This window comes from Halovenus anhuiensis (genome assembly GCF_037080055.1).
Classification (GTDB): Archaea; Halobacteriota; Halobacteria; order Halobacteriales; family Haloarculaceae; genus Halovenus.
Map to the genome: position 1 here is coordinate 1 of NZ_JBAOJI010000018.1, position 20118 is coordinate 20118.

14 protein-coding genes and 1 pseudogene are annotated in these 20118 nt (G+C 49.8%); 11 read left to right on the forward strand and 4 right to left on the reverse strand.

Going from position 1 to position 20118, the window contains the following annotated elements; genetic code table 11:
- Nucleotides 1-160 precede the first annotated feature (160 nt).
- Nucleotides 161-1099 carry a glycosyltransferase family 2 protein gene (locus tag V8P86_RS18715; protein WP_336328811.1) on the forward strand — a complete coding sequence of 313 codons (939 nt, stop codon included), beginning with the start codon at nt 161-163 and terminating at the stop codon, nt 1097-1099.
- Nucleotides 1100-1144: 45 nt separating this feature from the next.
- On the opposite strand, the gene V8P86_RS18720 is transcribed toward V8P86_RS18715, so the two are convergent.
- Nucleotides 1145-2956, reverse strand: a complete 1812-nt coding sequence (locus tag V8P86_RS18720) for a hypothetical protein (protein WP_336328812.1) — start codon at nt 2954-2956, stop codon at nt 1145-1147.
- 519 nt (nt 2957-3475) lie between these two features.
- Here V8P86_RS18720 and V8P86_RS18725 point away from each other — a divergent pair.
- From V8P86_RS18725 to V8P86_RS18735, 3 genes are all read left to right on the forward strand, one after another.
- Nucleotides 3476-3988 carry a metal-dependent hydrolase gene (locus tag V8P86_RS18725; protein WP_336328813.1) on the forward strand — a complete coding sequence of 171 codons (513 nt, stop codon included), beginning with the start codon at nt 3476-3478 and terminating at the stop codon, nt 3986-3988.
- A 571-nt stretch (nt 3989-4559) separates the two neighbouring features.
- Complete coding sequence (locus tag V8P86_RS18730; RefSeq protein WP_336328814.1) at nt 4560-5774, forward strand: glycosyltransferase family 4 protein; 1215 nt, start codon at nt 4560-4562, stop codon at nt 5772-5774.
- Nucleotides 5775-6147: 373 nt separating this feature from the next.
- Nucleotides 6148-7107: a DUF1616 domain-containing protein gene (locus V8P86_RS18735; RefSeq protein WP_336328815.1), complete on the forward strand. Its 960-nt coding sequence runs from the start codon at nt 6148-6150 to the stop codon at nt 7105-7107.
- A 181-nt stretch (nt 7108-7288) separates the two neighbouring features.
- Here the strand turns inward: V8P86_RS18735 and V8P86_RS19130 are convergent, their stop codons facing one another.
- Nucleotides 7289-7594, reverse strand: coding sequence for a DUF8044 family membrane protein (locus V8P86_RS19130; RefSeq protein ID WP_503629740.1), 306 nt, complete (start codon nt 7592-7594; stop codon nt 7289-7291).
- A 248-nt stretch (nt 7595-7842) separates the two neighbouring features.
- Between V8P86_RS19130 and V8P86_RS18740 the strand changes: the two genes are divergently transcribed.
- The 4 genes from V8P86_RS18740 to V8P86_RS18755 all read left to right on the forward strand — a co-directional run bounded on the left by V8P86_RS18740 (nt 7843) and on the right by V8P86_RS18755 (nt 13550).
- Nucleotides 7843-9579: a hypothetical protein gene (locus V8P86_RS18740; protein WP_336328816.1), complete on the forward strand. Its 1737-nt coding sequence runs from the start codon at nt 7843-7845 to the stop codon at nt 9577-9579.
- A gap of 209 nt (nt 9580-9788) precedes the next feature.
- The gene (locus tag V8P86_RS18745; protein ID WP_336328817.1) at nt 9789-11237 is read left to right on the forward strand and encodes a sulfatase; all 1449 of its coding nucleotides are present in this window, start codon (nt 9789-9791) and stop codon (nt 11235-11237) included.
- Nucleotides 11238-11298: 61 nt separating this feature from the next.
- Nucleotides 11299-12588: a glycosyltransferase gene (locus tag V8P86_RS18750; protein WP_336328818.1), complete on the forward strand. Its 1290-nt coding sequence runs from the start codon at nt 11299-11301 to the stop codon at nt 12586-12588.
- Complete coding sequence (locus tag V8P86_RS18755) at nt 12585-13550, forward strand: ATP-grasp fold amidoligase family protein (protein ID WP_336328819.1); 966 nt, start codon at nt 12585-12587, stop codon at nt 13548-13550. Before V8P86_RS18750 ends, V8P86_RS18755 begins: the two co-directional genes overlap by 4 nt.
- 237 nt (nt 13551-13787) lie before the next feature.
- On the opposite strand, the gene V8P86_RS18760 is transcribed toward V8P86_RS18755, so the two are convergent.
- Nucleotides 13788-14972 carry a glycosyltransferase family 4 protein gene (locus tag V8P86_RS18760; protein ID WP_336328820.1) on the reverse strand — a complete coding sequence of 395 codons (1185 nt, stop codon included), beginning with the start codon at nt 14970-14972 and terminating at the stop codon, nt 13788-13790.
- Nucleotides 14973-15135: 163 nt separating this feature from the next.
- On the opposite strand from V8P86_RS18760, the pseudogene V8P86_RS18765 reads away from it, so the two are divergent.
- The 3 genes and pseudogenes from V8P86_RS18765 to V8P86_RS18775 all read left to right on the forward strand — a co-directional run.
- Nucleotides 15136-15860, forward strand: a pseudogene (locus V8P86_RS18765) (IS1595 family transposase); the annotation flags it as partial.
- Nucleotides 15861-16220: 360 nt separating this feature from the next.
- Nucleotides 16221-16748, forward strand: coding sequence for a glycosyltransferase (locus tag V8P86_RS18770; RefSeq protein ID WP_336328821.1), 528 nt, complete (start codon nt 16221-16223; stop codon nt 16746-16748).
- Nucleotides 16749-16807: 59 nt separating this feature from the next.
- On the forward strand, nt 16808-18688 hold the full coding sequence (locus V8P86_RS18775) for a heparinase II/III domain-containing protein (RefSeq protein ID WP_336328822.1): 1881 nt from the start codon (nt 16808-16810) through the stop codon (nt 18686-18688).
- A gap of 55 nt (nt 18689-18743) precedes the next feature.
- Here V8P86_RS18775 and V8P86_RS18780 read toward each other — a convergent pair whose 3' ends face one another.
- Nucleotides 18744-19892, reverse strand: a complete 1149-nt coding sequence (locus V8P86_RS18780; protein ID WP_336328823.1) for a prenyltransferase/squalene oxidase repeat-containing protein — start codon at nt 19890-19892, stop codon at nt 18744-18746.
- Nucleotides 19893-20118: the final 226 nt, after the last annotated feature.

Sequence of the window (20118 nt, forward strand, 5' to 3'; positions counted from 1 at the left end):
ACACTTCTGAACCGGACATCTTCCTCAATCAGAGCGACGCTTCAGCTCCGCTGCTTACGCCGGTTGGGAAGTACCGATAATCCTATTAACAATATCTCACACTGCCCCCTCTCTTACTGTGTCAGACCAACGACTCAGTTCCGGGCAGTCCCCTGCAGCCATGGACCAGACTGAAGGGATTGATCTCCAGGATGAGCTTCCGATTGCTGTCCCCCCTCCGACGGTTCTCGTTGGGATCCCTGCCTACAACGAAGCAGGCACGATCAGCGAAGTAGTAACTGCCGCCAGCTCCCACGCCGATGAGGTTCTCGTTGTCGACGACGGCAGTTCCGACCAAACCCGTGAGCAGGCACGGACCGCCGGTGCAATGGTACTCCGTCATGACGAAAATCAAGGATACGGTGCGACACTCGGCACGATCTTTCAATACGCGCATCAGCGCGACGCAGAACATCTCGTCATTATCGATGCCGACGGCCAGCATGATGTAACCGATATTCCAGATCTCGTCAGCACTCAGCAGAAAACAGGTGCCGAGATCGTCACGGGGAGCCGGTTCAGTGGGAAGTCGGACAGTGAGATTCCACAGTACCGACGGTTCGGTCTCGGTGTAATCAACATACTCACTAATATTGCGCTCCGTTTTGGATATTCCTATCCATCAGTGTCGGATACACAGTGTGGATTCAGGGCCTACAACCGCGATGCGACCGAATCGATGACGACTGCGCAGGATATCGGAAGTGGAATGGCTGCGAGCTTGGATATCATTTTTCAGGCTGCGCGAGATGGTCACAATATTGTTGAGGTCCCGACACGGATTAATTACGATGTCGAGAACGCGAGTACACGAAATCCAGTAGCACACGGGCTAAATCTCCTGACTACATTGTTTATTTCCGTGGTGGTGGACCGGCCAAGTCGGATGGCAGCTATCGGAGTTACGTCGATTGGTGCGGTAGGTCTCTTTGCTCTCGCGCTCAGACAGTTTGGAATGACAGCCTTATACGTGGCAGTTACAGCTCTCTTTTTGCTTGTGGTGTTGCGTATGACTCAATCCAGCGAGCCACGCAACCCCTCGGATAGCACAGAACCATGATTTTAGCTACCGGACTCATTCGCAGAAAGCCGTGAGAGGCCTGACTCAGCGTCGGTCAGACTGACCGAAAGAGGCTTCTGCTGTTCCCCTCACAGAGAGGGAATCGACAGCGCCGTCAAATCGGTACCGATCGGCAGCTCCGCTGGGCGGGACAGTGACTCGGCCAGTTCCATCGGCTGCCTCCCAGGGGGACAGTGCCGTGACAGCAAACGTGTAGCTAGTTGCTGTATCCCCCGTGTTGAAGACTAGTTCGTGGGGGTATCCTCCATTGAACGCTGCCGGGTTAACCTGCTGGCCGTTGAGGTAGACTGTGGCCACACCGTCGAGACGGATATCAGTAATAGTACCCTCCACTGTGTATCGATCGGTTCCATTGCCGACAACGCCTTCCGAGTTTGTCCCCGATGTCGGGTACCCTGTTGATTCGGTTTCCGCATAAATTCGTCCGTCGGCAGTAAACTCGTAGGCTGTCTCCGCTGTTGCACCATCAATAGCGAGCGTATCAGTTCCCGAAGAGTGCTGATTAGCCGCTGGGTCGCTACTAGAATCATCAGAAAGAGCTAGACACTCGACGGTGGCGTCTCTTAAAATGGCTGCTTGACCGGGGACAGCGATATCGGTTTGCTCGATACGGCAGTCCTCGGAATCGCAGATTCGGATTCCGTCAGTATCAGCCTGATCCAGCAGTATGCGTACGGCGTCGAGCTTACTCCCGTTGGCGTTTTCGAGCTCGATAACCGAATCGACTGAGCCATTACCGGTAATCGTCGTATCACGCACCCGAAGTGGGCGGACACCGGCCGAACCAGAATCCGGACGACGGGCAAGAACGACTGTGCAACCTGTGTTGTTATATTCGATACGGGATTCAACAAGACTCAAAGCCGGGCCAGCGGACGGGATAACGATCGCTGGGACGGAGGCTGGGAGCTGTTCTATCTGGAATTCGCTGTCACTGATCTCGATCGGTTGTGAACCACCAGCAGCAGCGCTGGCGATGGAGACACCGTGAAACCGATATGGTTCGGTGGCGTTTTCGGGTTCGACAGACGGGAACTCCTCAACAAGGATAGAGCAGTTCTGGATCGAACTTCCACTCCCACAGAGCCTGATCGAAAGCGCATTGTTCTCGAAATGTGAGTCCTGAACGTGCACACGACCCGAATGCCGGTCTGCGTGAACCGCTCCGTGGGGAAACCGTCGAAGGTCACAGTCCTGAATTGTCAGCGTCCCCTTGTGATTATCTTCGACGAAGATTCCTGGGCGAACCATCGGTTGACGGCTCCTACCGGCTGTCGCGTTGAGGTTACGGATACGGGAGACGCCATCAGCATTCAAGGTGGCGTGTGCCAGTAGTGGGAGTCCGCCAGTTGTGTCGGGACGGCCGTGTACGTCGATGTTCTGGATGACGATGCGGTTCCCGGAGAACCGGAGTCCTGCACAGGCTGCTGACTGACGCTGATCGAGATCGATACCGTCAATGTAAGCTGCCTCCATTTCGCTTCCGTTGAGGAGAAATCCCGGTCTATCTCCCGATGATAAAAACGAGACGTGTTCACCGACGCCCTCAAACCCGTGAGTGCCGCCGTCGAAGGTGGCCGTTTCGGAGTCAAATCGATACTTCCCGTCCGGAAACTGCACCAGTGTGCCGTCGCCGGCCTGTGCGATCTGTTCATCGGCAGCCGCCCCTCCGGTCGGGTCGATGCCAAGGTCGTCGACCGCGTTGAGAACGCGGTCAAACTCGATACCGTGTCGTCTGGTTGAACCGTTTGCGGCTGCTGTGACGGAAAGCGTGGTGACCGATGCTGCCCCGAGCGCTAAGTATGATCGACGTGTGAGCGCTGACCGAGGTCGCACGGGCGGTGGCTCTCCATTATCAGATAGCAGCCGCTCTTGATTGTCGCTGCGATCCAGCTTGCGTGCCATGCAGCTAGCTAGTATTTCTATAGCGATTTATAATTTATCCTTAATTTATTCATGGATACGTTACTGTTCGTAATTTTTATCAAAATTTCTGTTAATATAGTTATGGCAGGCCGGGGCTGTCAGTTGTTGTCCAGTCGGACTAAGTCTCACTGTAGTAAGTATAGATTATTCATCACTATTCAGAAAGGTCGGATAGCATCTAAAGACGAAGCACAGTATATAGTGGGCTACTGGCATAGAAAATTTAATTCCACCTTAGATAATAAAACAATAACAAAGCAGTGTTCAGACCAATCTTCGGTAGAAGAACAATTGCACTGCCATTGTCGGCGACCCAGCACCTTTCGTATAGAGTGATGGCGCTTAACACATCTATGACACAGATCCGTTACTGCCAAATAGCTATCAACAGTACTGTATTCAGACCGTTCCTACGCTTGTCCCCAGTCAATGGAAATAGCTAATCACGTTTTCTTCGCTATCTTCCCAGTGGTACTCTACAGTCTGGTCCGGTACCACCGTTTCACAGATGGGTTGATTCTGTTCGTTGCTCTGTTTGCCAGCCTTTTTCCGGATTTAGTTGACAAGCCACTGGCTTGGACACTCGGCGTCATACCGAGTGGCCGAATGTTTGCACACTCTCTGGTGGTTGCAAGTGTGATCATTGTCTGCGTGATGATTGTTACCTACCAAAATCAACAATCGAAATACGGCGTGGTGTTCACTTGGGGATATGTCTCACATCTCATCGGAGACTTCTATCACGTTTTTTCCAAAGGCTTAGACTACTATTATTTTCCAAATATGCTTTGGCCTATTATGGAGCCCAGTCCGGCTAGAAATCCTGGATTTGCAGGAAAAATTCCAGAGCTTGGAATAAGCACGATTATCTTTGTTATTCTAGTTCTGTACATCGCCACTGACATCAGACGGAGGGTAGTCAGGGGTTCACGAACAAGCTAGCTGTCCTTCTAGCAGTTGGTTGAATCTGGATGTCTTTGCGGAGAAAACCATCCAAAACTGCTGTGTCTCTTTGGTTCTCAAAAATCTGATGAGTGGTGTAAGTAAATACTTCTTGAGATTACTATAATCACACTTACAACCAGGTGCCTTACTGAACATCCTCTGACAGCTTGATCGGATAGCATTCTCTGGAAATGTTCCCAAGATAGTACATCCCGGTCACCAAGAGTCAATTATTACCGATAACAACAATATGTAGCTACTAATCCGGTGAAGTACGCTTATGCGACTTGAGAATTAATAATAACTTGATTTTGTTGATTCTAACTTCTGCACTAATCTATCTCCACAAGCTCACTTCTCATTAGGAATATATTATTTATAAGCGACAAGAAAATACTGCTAGTACGACCAAATGATGACTGATGATGCAGCTGTTGTAACAGGCTCCATGCAGTCGGGTGACAGAAGACTGGTCAGCCGATTAGTTGTCGTAGCCAATCAGCATTTGCTTTCTCCAGAGTGTTGGGGTGCGAACCAACGAACTCGTCTTCAAATAGGTGAGTGACCGATGCCGGACTCTCAATCACAGGTTCTCTTTGTTTCACAGAACTACCCACCCGATCGGGGAGGGAATGCTTCACGAACCAGTGATACATGTAAGCATTTGGTAGAGAAGGAAGACGAGATTACAGTTCTTGCGCCACCGCCTGCCTTCCCGCACGGGGAGTTTACCCGCAGTTGGACGCGGAAGGAAACTTATACTGATGAGGCTGTCAGGGTGATCCGGCTGTGGGCGTGGCAACCGACGGATAGCGATCCATCGTTTCTAAGCCGACTGGCCTACTACCTCACTTTTCCGTTGCACGCACTTGTTTGGCTTCTGTTCAACGCACGTAACTACGATGCAATGATCACATCGTCACCACCCATTTTCATTTATATTGTTGGACTCTTCTGGAAACTGCTGGTAAAGAAGCCCTGGATCGCTGATGTTCGCGATCTCTGGATCGATGCCTCAGTTGACTTAGGATTTATCAGTAAAAATGGCTCTCTCGAACGTGCTAGTAGAGCGTACGAGGGCCTTATGTTGCGAAAGGCCGACCGGGTCAGTGTGACGACTACCGTACTCGGTGAGCGGTTGTGCGACCAGTACAATCTTAATTCTGAAGGGGTTGTCCATCTCCCGAATGGTGTTGACACTGATGTCTACGAACCAACGAATTCGGACACTGAACCGGAGATCGTCTACACTGGGAATGTGGGCTACGCTCAGGCGCTTAAACCGTGTGTGCGAGCCATGTCGACAGTAGAGCATCCCAATGCGAGACTTACTATCGTCGGTGATGGCGATATTAGAGGTGAACTTGAAGATGTCGTTGATGAGGAGGGCTTAGAGGACCGCGTCTCGTTTACTGGTCTCGTCCCACGAGAGGAGATTCCGGATATACTGGATAATGCTGCGGTCGGCATTGCCCCGCTTGAAGAAGATGACACATTCGAGTACGCTGTCCCAACGAAGGCTTACGAGTATATGTCTTCAGAACTCCCCGTCGTTGCGACGGGAGTCGGCGAAATTGAATCGCTCATTGATAAGTCTGGCGGTGGGGTCCTCGCAGAAGCTAATTCTGACAAACTTGCGGCCGTCTTTGACGCACTGTTGGCCGACGAGGAGAAGCGTGAAGCACTCGGGAAGGCTGGCCGAAACCACGTTGTTGAACACTGTGACCGTGAAGTGGTCGCAAAGGAACTAAGCGATGTCTTGCACGACGTGATGGAATCATGAACCAAGAGCGACAGAGTACCTTTGAGCAATTCGAATCTGAAACAGGAGAGTCTGTCTCGGATACGACCACTCTGTCTGAAGTGCCTGATACCTGGTTACTACTATACCATACGGTCCGAAATATGAAGCCCACACAGGTTGGCGGCACCCTTGAACGAAAGACACGTCATGCGGTTGTTCCCCGACTGCCGATCGATTTTGACGACCGATACGAGCAACAAGTGCCAGCGTCACTTTCACCGAACACTGCACAAATTGTAAAAAACCTTGCCTGATATACTTGGTTTTTGAGCCCGGGACTGGCTATCGGCGGCGAAAGCGGACAGCGTTAGGAGATGACTACTTATATAACGTTCAATAGTATTTCAATTGAATGCGCAACTGGATTCAGAGAGATCTGCTGACTATCTGTACCGTTGCAGCACTCACGCCGAGTATGGCACTACTCTTTGACTTCGATGGAAACTCTGTCCAGGCAGTTATCGGAATACTTTTTATTTTTTATGCACCGGGATACGCAGTTGTTTCAATTCTGATGCCTGCAGCACACATTCCGGGAGTAGAAACAAACCGAACTAAGCCAACAGAGGTGTCTTTCATCGAACGATCACTGCTCGCAGTCGGCCTTAGCGTGGCAATCGTACCGTCGATCGGTGTCATCTTGCACTTTTCTCCACTAGGGTTAGACCCTGATATCTTTCTGCTTGTGATTGGCATCCTCACGCTGTTGGCCTCGATTGGGGCTATCATCCGTCGCGAGCGATTACAGCGAAGCCAGCAATTCAAAATACGAAGTTTGTCTTATATGTTCGGCGGTGTACTTACCAGTGCTCGAAGCGACAAAGAAGCATATTTAAATATCATATTTGCTGTGGGAATAATCCTCGCCATCGCTGGGATCGGAACCGCAGTCGCGATGTCTGATAATGGTGAGCGGTTCACCGAGTTTTACATCCAAAGTGAGGATCCGGACAGTGTCGAGCAGGTCGCAGGTGAGTATCCCCCAAACATGACAATTAGTGGTGAGTACGAATTTACCGTTGGGATTACGAATCAAGAACATAATACGGAGGAGTACGCCGTTGTCGTGCAACTGCAGCGGATGGAAGATGGTGAAGTTGTCGAAACCTCTCAGATAGACCAGTTCACTACCACGGTGGCACATGGAGAAACAGTCAAACGGCCGGTTACTGTCCAGCCAGAAATGACCGGCGAGAATTTTCGATTGAGCTACCAGCTCTATCGCGGTTCGCCGCCGGAAGATCTCTCGGTTGATGCGGCCTATCGACACGTCTACCTCTGGGTGAACATCTCCGCTACGGACGGAGTGTGACCGGTTTTCATTGTGATCATCGCACTGATGCAACCAAGCAGTGAGAAGTTTTAGCTGAGAGAATGCAAAAGTATAACTTTATTTATAGTTCACCTAAAAATAGACCAACTGTTACCCCAATACATTATCCTATAGTTTGATGCGGACGCGAATTATAACTTAGACCCAAAATTAAAACAATTCAAAATAATACAGCAACTTCCGTGACACGCCGGTACATAATCCAGATGAAAATGACGTAGCCTACAAGCGTGACTAAGCGGGCCAGTGACCACCAGGCGGGCGGTTCCCCTGTGGGCGCGTACACATGCAACACACTGAGTAGCCCAATAAATGAGAGGATAAAGTAGTTCTCTAATGTGTATAGCTGAAAATAGAATAATGTGAGTCCTGCTGCTAGCATCCAGGCCACCTGAGACACAACAACCATAACAAGCCTGTCGGTGGGTGTGCGGGGGTTGTGAACACGAGACCATCTAGTACTCATTATCTTAATATGATTACTTCATCTACTTAAATAGAATCAATATTCTTTCTTTTATGTTGTTAATACTGTACTCCTCACAAGCTGGTGTTGTCGGGCGATTCTATATATTAAAAAGTACTTAACAAAGTATCTATACCATCCTAACTAATCACATACGATCAACTCATTCGCGATCGCGAGTTGAAATAGACTAAGCAAGTATGACTAATTACCCTATGAGATTAGCTCAGAGTGAGATTATACTGAAGATGATTTCAGTAGCAGGCGCTTTTTCCCTGCTAATTGCAGTATGTTTATTGAATTTCGTTCCACCAGCTAGTGGATACGAAATTTCCATTTATCAGGTCTATCCGTGGTACTTCTGGGGATCGCTGGTCGGAGCAATCTTCCTCGGTCATATTATCATTGTGGGTAGTGTGCGATACAGTGATGGGGAGGACGGTGTTTGGATGCTTGGACTTCTACTCGTCATACTCTCAGGCGCAGTACTCCTTCTTATTCCATTGATTCGAGGCTACCCTGTGTTCGGGGGGCTAGATGTACTGACGCATATTGGCTTCATACATGATATTTCTACAGTCGGAATAGCCGGCAATATATACCCTGCGACTCATCTTCTTGTTTATTCCGTGTCAGCTGCGACTGGTTTTGAACCGCAGATAGTAATAAAACTCATGCCGATAATTTTGTCTCTTATATTTGTGGGTGGGATGTTTTATCTATTATTCAACTTTTATAACAGGACGCACGCGCTGTATGTACTTCCGTTTGCACTATTCTTATTTATTGGCTATAAGACTCCTGCACCATTTGTGTTGAGCGTTCTATATGTTCCCTTTGTTCTGTATCTTTTCGTCAAGGAGCAGCGCACATCCGCAATTTCAGTGCGGCTTTTTCTCGTAATCACAATTTTCGGTGTCGTGTTCTTTCATCCCCTCACGACTGCGTTTCTGATTCTTACTCTGGGAATCTATGTCGCACTCGAGAAGACGAACTATTTCAAAGCTGAGTGGTCAACGCCAACAATGATTCCATCGCTTGCTGTCGTGGTCTTTTCGACATGGTACCTGACTTTCGTGGGAATTATTCGGCGGTTTGAGCGGGCTGCGCGACGCCTCACAGGCACTACCGCAGGTGAGAGTGAGTTTGAGACGATTACGAGCACGGTGAATACATTTTCACCAGAGCTGACCGATCTTATAACGCTTGCTGTCCTTGACTACGGAGTGGAATTTATTCTGTACTCCCTGGCTGGATTGTTTATTCTGGTTGCGGGCTATCTATGGCTACAGAATTCGATTGAGCTGAATATCTTCATCATGCTGTTCAGTTTTGTATTTATTCTGTTCACCTCCCTGTCACTGATCTCTTTTGTTGTTGATCTTGGCTTTGGATGGGGCCGATTCTTATTCTTTGAGAATGTCTTCGTCGCCGTTTTGAGTGGCTCAGCATTTTATTTCCTCTATCAACAACTAAGTTCCCGGACCGCAACGACTAGAGTGAATATAACACTTGGCGTGGTGTTACTTGCGCTCACATTGATAGTTGTGTTTAGCTCTTTTGCGTCGGTCAGTGCGAAAGATGATAATTCACAAAAGACAGAAATGGATATTGATGGCGCCGAATGGGTTCTTGAGAACCGTAACAAAGAGATACCCGTCGATCAGTACCGAATCTCCCTATGGCGCCACGACGACTTCCAAGATGGGACGTTGACGACTTCCGTTCGAAGAGAAGGAGTGAGACCACCGGACCACTTCGGTTATACCGGCAACGAAACTATCGGACAGGCCTACCAGGACGACCGATATCTTGTTCTCAACCAGCGTGGACGCCTTACATACCCGGAGGTTTATCCTGAGTATCCGGAGTACTGGCGGTTCTCCCCGCAGGACTTTGCTAGACTTGAACGCGATCGGACCGCATCGAGACTCTACGATAACGGTGAGTTTGAGTCCTACTGGATAGACGTAGAAGATGAATAACCGCTCGCCAATTATTGTAACTTCCTTTCTAGTGCGTTTGATATTATGATGATTCCTATACTCACGGCCGGTAATTCTTATTGTGACATATAGATTCTGGCTGAACCAGTTATTCTCCAAACTGAATTACACCTGCAGTATTACGATTATAGCATAAGATTGGTAGTATCTTTATAACTAATCTTTCGTGTAGCTACCGATTATCCAGAATGTTATCTCCCAACGTGTTGCTCGTCGTGCTCGATTCGGTACGAGCACAGAACACATCGATGCATGGCTACAGCCGCGATACGACCCCTAATATTGCAGAATTTGCGGAACGAGCGACTGTCTACAAACAAGCGAAGTCTCCGGGCGTGTGGACCCTTGCAAGTCACACAAGCATGTTCACTGGTTATCATGTCGAGGAGCACCTGCTGACATTCAACGATCACGTTATTGAGCCCGGACACTCCGTCTGGGAGGGGCTCTCGGACCGCGGTTACCAGACCGGTGTGTTCTCACACAATCCGTTTTTGACGGGCGGTACCGGCCTCGAAGCCGGCTTCGACACTGCTATCACAACAAACCAGGAAGTCCCGTTCTCCGAAGCGGTTGATCCCTACGACTACGCGGACGACTACGTGGAGTTCATTCGTGCTGGAATCTCTGACGGAACACCCATTCGCTCCGTTCTGAACGGGGTCGTCGCCAAGTTCGAACCCGAGGTGCTTGATGGGCTTGGGGGCTGGGAAGTGGACAAGACACCAGCCACACGCTGTATCGATACGTTTCTGGACTGGCACGAATCCAGATCTGACGGTCCATGGGGTGCTTGCCTGAACCTTATGGACGCCCACTGGCCCTACCAGCCTCACGAACTGAACTGGGCAAGCGAGGAAACGGTAGCGCTCGCAACCGAGCTCGAATCCGAGAGTCTCTGGAAGTTCGAGGGCGGCCAGCGACCGTGGTCTGAATGGGAGGCAATGGAGGATCTCTACGACGACTGTATTCGTCAGGCCGACGCCGCAGTGGGCCATATGCTTCGAACACTCGAAGAGCGTGGCGATCTCGAAAATACGCTCGTTATTATTACTGGAGATCACGGCGAAGCATTCGGTGAGCAATCGGCAGTGCGGGATGTCACCGTGCGTGAACACGGGAGTGGGGCAATTCACGAGTCTGTCGTCCACGTTCCGCTGGTTGTCAATTGGCCGGGTGAGACCGGCGGCAAGGTCGTTGACTCGCCGACCTCACTAACGTGGCTCAAAGATGCAATTGAACAGGCGACGCTTGGAGAACTCGAGTCGGATCCGCTACAGCGTCCAGATAAACCCGTTCTCGCATCCACTCACGGCCTTGATCCCGACGAGACGAAATACAAGAAAGGAACGAAGTACGTCGATAATATGGCTCCCTTCCAGTCTCACTCGCGGGCAGTCTACGAAGATGTTGAGGGTGGTGTCCGAAAGTATGCAGATTCAAAGATTCAGGACAGACCACGAACTTCGGCAACGATCTACGTCAGTAATACTGGCGAACGCAGTATCGAGGCTGACACTGATTCTGGACGCACAGAGTCCGAGTTCGCCGATATCGAGAACATGGGTGTCAAGCGTGGCTCGATTGAAATCGACGACCAGATGGAGTCCCGCCTTGCCGATCTCGGATATATGTAACCAGTCGAATGCAACAGGTACTAGCCGACTAACAAATACTAGGTTGGATCAACTAAAACTGATGAGTGTCTTGTACCCGAAGGTGGGATGGAACAAACTACTTCATTCCACGGACTGGATCCACGGTGACACGAACGGGGAGGCGATGGAGGAGCAATCCTCGGACTCTGGTCCGCTTCTCTCCTTTTTTATTCCCAATCTAACCGTCGGCGGAGCAGAGCAAGTGGTTGTAAACATCATCAATGGTCTTGCAGACCGCGGCCACAACGTCGAACTGGTTCTTTCGGAACAAAAAGGCGAGTTACTTTCACAGGTTGATCCGCAGATACCCGTCGTTGAGCTACCACCGGATCCGGTACAGCCTCTTGGTGTGGCAGTACACCTCCCTGCGCTCACTGCTTACCTCTCTCGAAAAGAACCTGCAGTCCTCTTCACACACCTTACCCAGGCGAGTGTCGTGGCTCTCTCAGCCAAACGACTCCTCGATATTGAGACAGCAGTTATACCCACACATCACGCGGCAAGCGGAGTTTCGACGGACAGGACGTCGAAAGCTCTTGTCGTTCGGCAACTGACCAGACGCCTGTACCCGTTAGCGGATCGGATAATCGCTGTCTCAAAATGTGTCAGTGACACTGTTGCTGCAGATCTGTCAGTAGATCCAGGTGCTATCTCTGTTCTCCACAATCCCGTCGAGGTTGCATCCATTCAGGAAAAGGCACGCGATCCGGTCGATCACGAGTGGATTGAAGACGACGAGACTGATGTGGTGCTGTTCGTCGGACGAATCGCGGATCAGAAAGATCTCAGAACGTGGCTCCGAACCTTCAAAATGGTCCACGAACAGAATTCGGACGTTCGCGGTGTAATCGTCGGCCAGGGTCCGCGACGGAAAGATATCATCGATTTTACGACAGAACTCGGCCTCGACGATGTTGTCTCTGTTCCCGGCTATGTCGACAACCCGTTCCGGTATATGGCAAAGGCGAGTGTGTTCTTGCTCTCCTCCCACAGTGAAGGTCTTCCGACCGTACTTATAGAGGCGCTTGCCTGTGGCTGTCCGGCCGTCTCGACAGAGTGCCCGTGCGGGCCACGCGAGATTCTGGGCGACGGGCGCTACGGCCGGCTCGCCCCCGTCGGCGATGCGGACCGACTCGCGGAGGCCGTGGTAGCAGAACTCGCCGATCCGGTGCCGTCAGAAACGCTCCGTCAGCGGGCCGCGGAATTCTCGCCCAAATCGATCCTTGATGATTACGAAACGTTCCTCCAGAAGTACTGTGGAGTGGGTCCTACGCAGGCTACACAAAACAAACCACGGAGTGAAGACGCAGTTCACGAAAAACAGCCATGAACTGGATACAGAAAACATCAGCCTACCAAATTTACGAGGAACGCGGCATCAAGGCGCTGCTCAGCATTGCCTGGGCCCATACGCTAGTCCACACGCTCGCTGGTCGTGCCGCTGCGGCTGTGATTGGGCAACCGATTCACGAACAGCTTGTCGCGTTCCCATCACTCGGATACTGGCCTAAAATAAAATATCCTAGAAGTTTTAACGAAAAGATCCTGTATAGGAAAATTTTCACAGACAGAGATCTTTTCGTGACGGTATCTGACAAATACCAGGTCCGAAACTACGTCGAAAAACAAATCGACTCAGATATCCTGACTGATTTGTACTACGTCACCGAGGATCCGGAGACCATTCCATTCGAAGAACTACCAGACCAATTCGTACTCAAAGGGACACACGGAAGCAGCATGAACTGGATAGTGCAGGACAAGACCGCCGTAGACTACGAGTCGCTCATTGCAGAGTCCAAGCAGTGGCTGGAGCGTGAGTACGGTGCAAACAATCTAGAGTATTGGTATACGGATATCACGCCCCAGATTATCGTCGAGGAGTATATCGAAAGCAGTCAGGGGAAAGCGCCACGCGACTACAAATTCTACGTTTTCAACGGACAGGTCGAATACATCCACGTCGATCACGGTCGGTTCTCGGATCATACCAGACGGTTCTACGACAGTGACTGGAACCCACAGGATTTCACCCGTATATACCCACTTGGACCAGTTATCGATGAGCCATCTGATTTCGATAGGATGATTGAGGTTGCCGAAACGCTGGGAGAACCGTTTGAATTTATGCGAGTTGACCTGTACAATCCCGAACCAGGCAGCATCGTCTTCGGGGAGATGACGGTTGCTCCCGGGACTGGTCGCGGACGCTTTCAGCCGATCAACATCGATTTTGAGTTCGGTTCGCACTGGGAGATAGAGGATTCCAATCCACTTCACCAGTCACAATAGCGCCCGCGATGTCGCCGTTCTTCCCGAGAAAGCGGAAGCGAAATCACAAAGCAAATTAGAGGACGGCAGAGCACAACACCTATGAGAGCCGTTGAAGAATCTCGAAAGATAGGCTGACACAGTTTCTTAGACCGTTTCAGTTCCAGCGAAAATCATACCGAAAATCGCGAGCAGAATGACTTAAACGCGCAATTCTAGCCACGCTCTGGGATTGCCATATGCTGCCCCAAGAAGAATCTAATTTATTATCTCCTTGTGAATTTCATTTAGTTTTTTTCCATGGGCCTCCCACGTCCAGCCCTTTGAGAGCAGCCTTTCGAGTCCATTTGCCCCCATTTCTCGTCTTAGCTCCTGGTTCTCAATTAGTTCGTTGAGCGCGGATGCAAGTGAAGAGGCATTCTCTGAAGGAATCAAAATGCCGGTCTCATTATCTGTCACTTGTTCTGGAATCCCCGAAACAGCGGAGCCAACTACGGCGGTTTCACTGGCCATCGCTTCGTATACGGTATTGGGACGACCTTCAGCATGACTGGGAATCATGAGAATATCTGCGACGGTGAACCAGCGTCGGACTGCTAGCGGGGGAACTTCCCAGAGCACGCGGTACGACTCGTGTGGACTCGACTCTAATGAACTGATCAGGTGATTGCGCAGGTCACCATAGTGGCCTATGAAAACTAACTGTACGTCATCGTGATGCACCTCATCAATGGCTTCAGCAATCTCATAAATTCCTTTTCGTTCCGTATAGCCACCACAAAATAGAATCACGGTCTTTTCCGACGGGATCCCAAGTTCAGTCTTTATCTCGTCCTTGCATGCTGTTGGGTATCGTTCTGGGTCCGCCCCATTTGGTAAAACAGTTGCTTTCGATTCCCCAACGATGTCTTGTGCGATGTCTGCAAGGGACTCGCTTACACAAAGAATCTGTTCTGAGTATTCGAGCGTATTTTTGATTGTTTTCTTACTGATATATGACCGATCGGCATAATTATTTAAAATTTTTCCACGGCCCATAACCGTGAGTGGTATCTCGTGTTTCTTACAGTATGGGACTAAGGCAGTTCCGTCGTAATGGATGTGTCCAGCGTGACAGATATCGGGTGTCTGGAAATTATTTTCTAAATATGCTGGTAATACTTTTTGGGCCGCTATTGAGGAGATCGTATATTTGAATAGCTTCTGTGGCAGCAAGTATGGGAATCTTGGATAATGAACTGTATGACTCTCATAATCATACTTCGATGGTATTTCACTATACTCGGAGTAAGGACCAATTGGAGGTGCAATTGGTCGGGGAGAAATAACATCTGCTTGAACACCGCTTAAACTGAGTGATCTAATAGAGCGATAATTAAACAACCCCATGTATGGATTAAATGGGTCTGGATGAACCGTGGTACTAACTATTGTCCGACACATAGAACCAAGGTGACGCCCTGTTATAATAAGTAGTAATATTATAATTTCGGCTGGCTATCGATCATTAAAACACAGGAACAGTTCTATCGAATCGCCGTACTGCGTTCGATTAGACTGATTATAACATTCTTAATCTTGTAAGCCAGATACATCGGATGATCTCGCGGAACTCACTCCCTATGAGTTCCCCATCGCCTTCATTCTCTACGCCGATACCCTCCTCAGCATCATCCAAATCGCCGCTCTCCTCTCGCCATGCTACACGACCCCTCATGACCAACTCAGAGAACTGAAAGCCGCGTTCTGTTGAGGATATCTGACTGTCTTGGAACGCATCTTCCAGACAGTCGATGGTCCGATCCAAGTCGATGAAATACAGCACATGTGTTCGGGATTCAAGAGATAATACCCACCGAGGGAATGTCTTAACCGCGGCGGCGCGCCTGAGGGAGGGCGCACGCGATGGACGGTAGACCAAGGTGAAGAGATGACGCTCGTCGCTGCAAGCCGCGACTTGCTTTGGGTGGTTTCAGTCCAACAGGGAAGCGACTGTGACGACGACTTAGGGCCCGTTATGAAAGAGGCAAATGACCTCTCCTAGCCGCTGGGAGAAGTCTGGACGGATGGGTTGCCAATTTACCGAGGTATGGATTACAATCATCGATACGTTGTCCACGACAACGAGTATGTCTTCAAAGACGGAGTCCAAACAAACTATGTAGAATGTCTCTGGTCGGTGCTACAGCCGTGGTTGGCGAAGTTCCGCGGCCTCTCCAAGCAGAACTTGAAACAGGCCGCTCGTACCCCCGAGTTTCTCCGCTCGCTGAATTTGATCGGTGCTCTGATCCATGGTCTTCTCGATTACAAGCCTTCAACGTGTTCCGCTAGACCACCAAAGCGAGTTGAGTGACTTGTTCCCAAGTTTAATAGTATGCCAAGCTAATGGAATAGACTACGAATTTCTTTTAAGTATTCTTATAAGAACGTCGTTGCTTGTGTTGTTTGAGCACCACTCTGATAGAATTCCGACATAGATTAGGCAGATTCGTGTATAGTCGGTAGGAGGGTATTACTAATCATATATTGGTGGGAACAGCTTAGAAAGATGACTCCTAACCATATTTATCGAAGAAATCAAACCATTGGTGCATCTCGCGGCGTCCGAATCGGAGGCGGTTCTCAAGTGACTAGTATTTCCGTCGCGCGACTCGCTGAAGGGACGGACAGATACAACTAATTATGCCCGATATGAAGTTTGAGTACCAGAGTGCAGTACTGAGGTTGGCCGGCAACGGTGACGTCGAGTCGAAACTCAGTGTATTAAAGGAAGAACTCAACTTACAGGAGCGGATAGAGTTCGAGGGCACCGTTCCGCGCGACCGGATCCTTTCCTTGCTCCGCCAAGCGACAATCGGCATTACTCCAATTGAGGGTACTGAGAAACTCGCTTACGCTATACGTACAAAAGTATGCCAGTATATGACGGGCGGACCGCTGGCTCTCATCACCGGCCGTGGCGAAACCAAGCGCTTTGTAAACGAATCTGGCGACGGTGTCCACGTAGCAAACGAGCTGAGAGAGATAGCGGAGCGGTTGGACGAAGTACTCGCCGACGGCGATTTCCGTGACCAACTCGATAGAAAAGGGAGCCAATATGGAAAACAATACGACCGACAAGAGACCACCTATCGCCTTGCTGAAAAACTGACAGAATCTTTCGAGAACGGGGGTGGCGGGCTGACTCTGGAGCGGCAAGGAAGTCTCGATTTCACATGACGCCTCTATCTTGTGAGCTTCCAAAGCAGTTGTACATAGGTTTCCACACAGCGGGACGAATGCAACTTCGCCAACTCGCTGGCATCGGAGAAAGAAAAGCCCGCGAGACAGTCGTTTCGCGCCTTCCCGTTGATTTTGATCGCATTTATGAAGCACGTGTTCCGAGCGATCCCACAGTGGAACCCGCAGCAATCGCTCAAAACACTGCTACGCTTCGATCTTGTCTCGATGAATCAACTAGAAGTGAGTACCGAACGCGCACTCGGGAGGCAGCGGAGGGGGCCCCAACGTTTCTGAACCGAACACTACGGATTGCAGATGGAACAGATGTCAACTGGTACGACGACAGGTTCGACGACCTGCCAATTGACTGGCAACTGAAACTATACGCCTTTCAGCCTCTCGCTTGGTTCTATTCTGGATTTGATGAAAATGCGGACAATATATCAGAGCTATCTGCCATATTCGACGGATGGATTCAGGATTGGATAGAGTCAAGCCAAATTGGTCGTCCCCGGTATCTCCGTCGGACCTGGACTCCTTGGGCTGTATCGCTTCGTATCCTACACTTTAGTCGGTACCTCGCCCGAGAAAAAAGGGACGACAACGGCGGGTTCGAAAGATCACTTAGACAGGAGATTTACAAGAATGTGCTATTCCTGTGTAATCATATTGAGAGGGATATCGGAGGAAACCACTTGATCGAAAACGGGGCCGCACTCGTTGTCGCAGGTGTATTGTTCGGAAACCGTTCCTGGGTCGATACTGGGAATGCAATCCTCGTCGAAACCGGGACTCGCCAATATCTTAACGATGGCTGTCACTCCGAGCGGAGTCCAATGTACCATATCCTTACATTGACACGATATCTCACCGTTTGTCATCTTCTCGAACTGAGCAACCAGTCTGTTCCGGACGAGTTACGAACAGTTACCAAAGAGGCGACCGCATTTCTTCAATATCTGCGTCCGCCGGACGGTCGGATGCCACTTTTAAATGATGCCGTTTATGATCAGGCACTTCGGCTAGACGAGTGTTTGCGATATGCGGACAAGATCGGGATCGGAAACGATGGGGGCACTAAAGAACAGACCGTTCTTTCTCGCGATACACAGAAAGAGCAATCATCAGGGTACCACTGGTTGCGAAATGATGCTGGAGGGATGTTAGTTGACGGCGGGCATGTGGGTCCGCCACACCTTCCGGGACACTCTCACAGTGACACTTTAAATATACTCCTGTGGCTCGACAATCAGGCAGTCGTGACTGATACAGGAACCTTCGGATACACTAATGATTCATATCGTCAGTACGCAAGGGGTGTCAAGGGGCACAATACGGTTCAAGTCGGCGATAAAGAACCGATTGCTCTCGACGGAAAATACCTGATGGGGCCCCGACCGGAGCCTTCGACACGAGTCGAAACAGGATCAGTCTCTCTTTTTGAGGGACGGTACAGAGCATTGCCATACGGTGAGAAGTCGTATGTCCACCATCGTAGCGTCTATACTGGTGACGAATGGTGGACCGTCTGGGACACTGTGAGCGACCACGGTGACTCTTCCGTTCGGGGTCGCCTTCACCTCCACCCCGATATCGATCCGTCACTGGAGTCAACCGGTCGGGTTCGACTCGAAATTGGCAGCGGCGATAGTGTAGCGTTTCTACACCCCCTGGGGAATACGAGATTCAGTGTCACGAGCGGTTGGTATTTTCCGAAGTTCGGCGCAGCCACCAACCGTCCGGTACTGATGGTACATCCTGGCGACGCTGATACTAAGATGACGAATATGGGTTTTAGCATAACTCGGGAAAATGTCGACGAAGTGGCTGTACAGACAGTCTCCGATAACAGTCTCCCAGTAAATCTTAGCATTGCCGGCACTGAGCATCACCTTCCAAAAGAAAAGTTGTCGGTATCCGGAGAAATAACTAAATAATAAAGTGCGAATTGCCGTTTGATTTCTTTCCATTTCGCGGTGATAACTTACTGAATTATGCGACATCGAGAGGTGAGTCAAGTGGCTTCAACTTTTGTGTCAAAAGCAACGAGTCGGCAAAAAATTTCATACCCCAGTTTGGAAAGCGTAAATAGAGATACTTTCCAATAATTGGATACGATCCCGGGATTCCACCCCGTACCTCTTCTGGTCCTACAAGCAACTGTCGTCGCTTCAAGAACTCGATCATCTCCCGGGAGGCGGTACGATAGTCTTGTTCACCTGTGAGTTCAAACAGCCGAAGCCAGATGATAGCCATCTGTGCATTGCCGGTCAAACAATAATACCAAGATGGTGACCATGAACTGTCATACGCCCCTCTGAGGATACCATCTTTCTGCTGTATCGAAACCAATTTGTCCGCTGCTCGGGTTGCCGCGTCGACGAAATTTTCATTATCAAGTTTCAATCCGCCTTCGAGCAACCCCCGAATTGTATAGGCAATTGTATGGAGATAGGGTGTCTGATCCGGCTCAAAGGCTGCTTTGTCGAACCAACCGTTGGATCGTTGCAAGCCTAGTGCCCACTCGAAATTACGACGCGCTGCATCACGGAGCTCATCGGTTTGTGCCGGAATAATGGCTGCTCCCTCAACTAACGCCCAAGCGACCCGTGTCGAGTATGCATGTACCTGATTCTTGTAATCATACTTGTCCCAGTATCCTTCCCTACCCTGCTGGCTTACGAGCCAGTCACATGCTTCTCGTACGGCGGTCAGGTACCGTTCGTTTCCTGTTTCACGGTATGCCTCAGTGAGACCCAGCACGATTTGACCGGTATTGAAAACGTTTGGTTCTCCATCTGTGCCAGTCCCAGCTGGGAAACTCCCGGCAGATTGTTGAATACTACATAGCCAGTCAGCCATCCGGATAGCGCGGTCAGCTATTCTCGGTTTATCCACCGTCCCAGCATATTCCAATAGCGTCGGAATAATGTACCCCGTTGTTTCAGGATAGGCGTCTTCCCATCCCAGTATAATGTTGTAGGTGGCAGCTGATCCGCCGTTGGCAGTCGCATCTTGGCTCCGACAAAGCCAATGGATTGCCTCCTGTAGGTGATAAGAATTATTTCTCACGTCTGACCTAAGTGGCAGGTCGTTTGCTACTGCGTTGAGCCCCACTTGTGTTCGCCGTAATACACTCATCAACTCGTATTTCAAAATGTATCTTCATTATTATAAGCTTTCTACCGTTCACTATTGATACTAGCGGATATATTCTTAGAAATTTTAATATATATTGGACTAACCAGTGAATTACGTGATCAAATAGTATAGATCTGATTGGAGCTTTTCACGCGCTGTTCAGATAAGGATTGAAGAGTGAGGCGGAGCGTTTTCAAAGTGTCTATGCCCGAAAACACCCGCCTCA

Excerpts from the sequence above, each read along its gene's own strand:
- V8P86_RS18755 (WP_336328819.1), top strand. The coding sequence starts at position 12,585 with ATGAACTGGATACAGAAAACATCAGCCTACCAAATTTACGAGGAACGC.
- V8P86_RS18730 (WP_336328814.1), top strand. The coding sequence starts at position 4,560 with ATGCCGGACTCTCAATCACAGGTTCTCTTTGTTTCACAGAACTACCCA.
- V8P86_RS19130 (WP_503629740.1), bottom strand. The coding sequence starts at position 7,594 with ATGAGTACTAGATGGTCTCGTGTTCACAACCCCCGCACACCCACCGAC.
- V8P86_RS18775 (WP_336328822.1), top strand. The coding sequence starts at position 16,808 with ATGCAACTTCGCCAACTCGCTGGCATCGGAGAAAGAAAAGCCCGCGAG.
- V8P86_RS18725 (WP_336328813.1), top strand. The coding sequence starts at position 3,476 with ATGGAAATAGCTAATCACGTTTTCTTCGCTATCTTCCCAGTGGTACTC.
- V8P86_RS18735 (WP_336328815.1), top strand. The coding sequence starts at position 6,148 with ATGCGCAACTGGATTCAGAGAGATCTGCTGACTATCTGTACCGTTGCA.
- V8P86_RS18715 (WP_336328811.1), top strand. The coding sequence starts at position 161 with ATGGACCAGACTGAAGGGATTGATCTCCAGGATGAGCTTCCGATTGCT.
- V8P86_RS18780 (WP_336328823.1), bottom strand. The coding sequence starts at position 19,892 with ATGAGTGTATTACGGCGAACACAAGTGGGGCTCAACGCAGTAGCAAAC.
- V8P86_RS18770 (WP_336328821.1), top strand. The coding sequence starts at position 16,221 with ATGAAGTTTGAGTACCAGAGTGCAGTACTGAGGTTGGCCGGCAACGGT.
- V8P86_RS18740 (WP_336328816.1), top strand. The coding sequence starts at position 7,843 with ATGATTTCAGTAGCAGGCGCTTTTTCCCTGCTAATTGCAGTATGTTTA.
- V8P86_RS18745 (WP_336328817.1), top strand. The coding sequence starts at position 9,789 with ATGTTATCTCCCAACGTGTTGCTCGTCGTGCTCGATTCGGTACGAGCA.
- V8P86_RS18750 (WP_336328818.1), top strand. The coding sequence starts at position 11,299 with ATGAGTGTCTTGTACCCGAAGGTGGGATGGAACAAACTACTTCATTCC.
- V8P86_RS18760 (WP_336328820.1), bottom strand. The coding sequence starts at position 14,972 with ATGTGTCGGACAATAGTTAGTACCACGGTTCATCCAGACCCATTTAAT.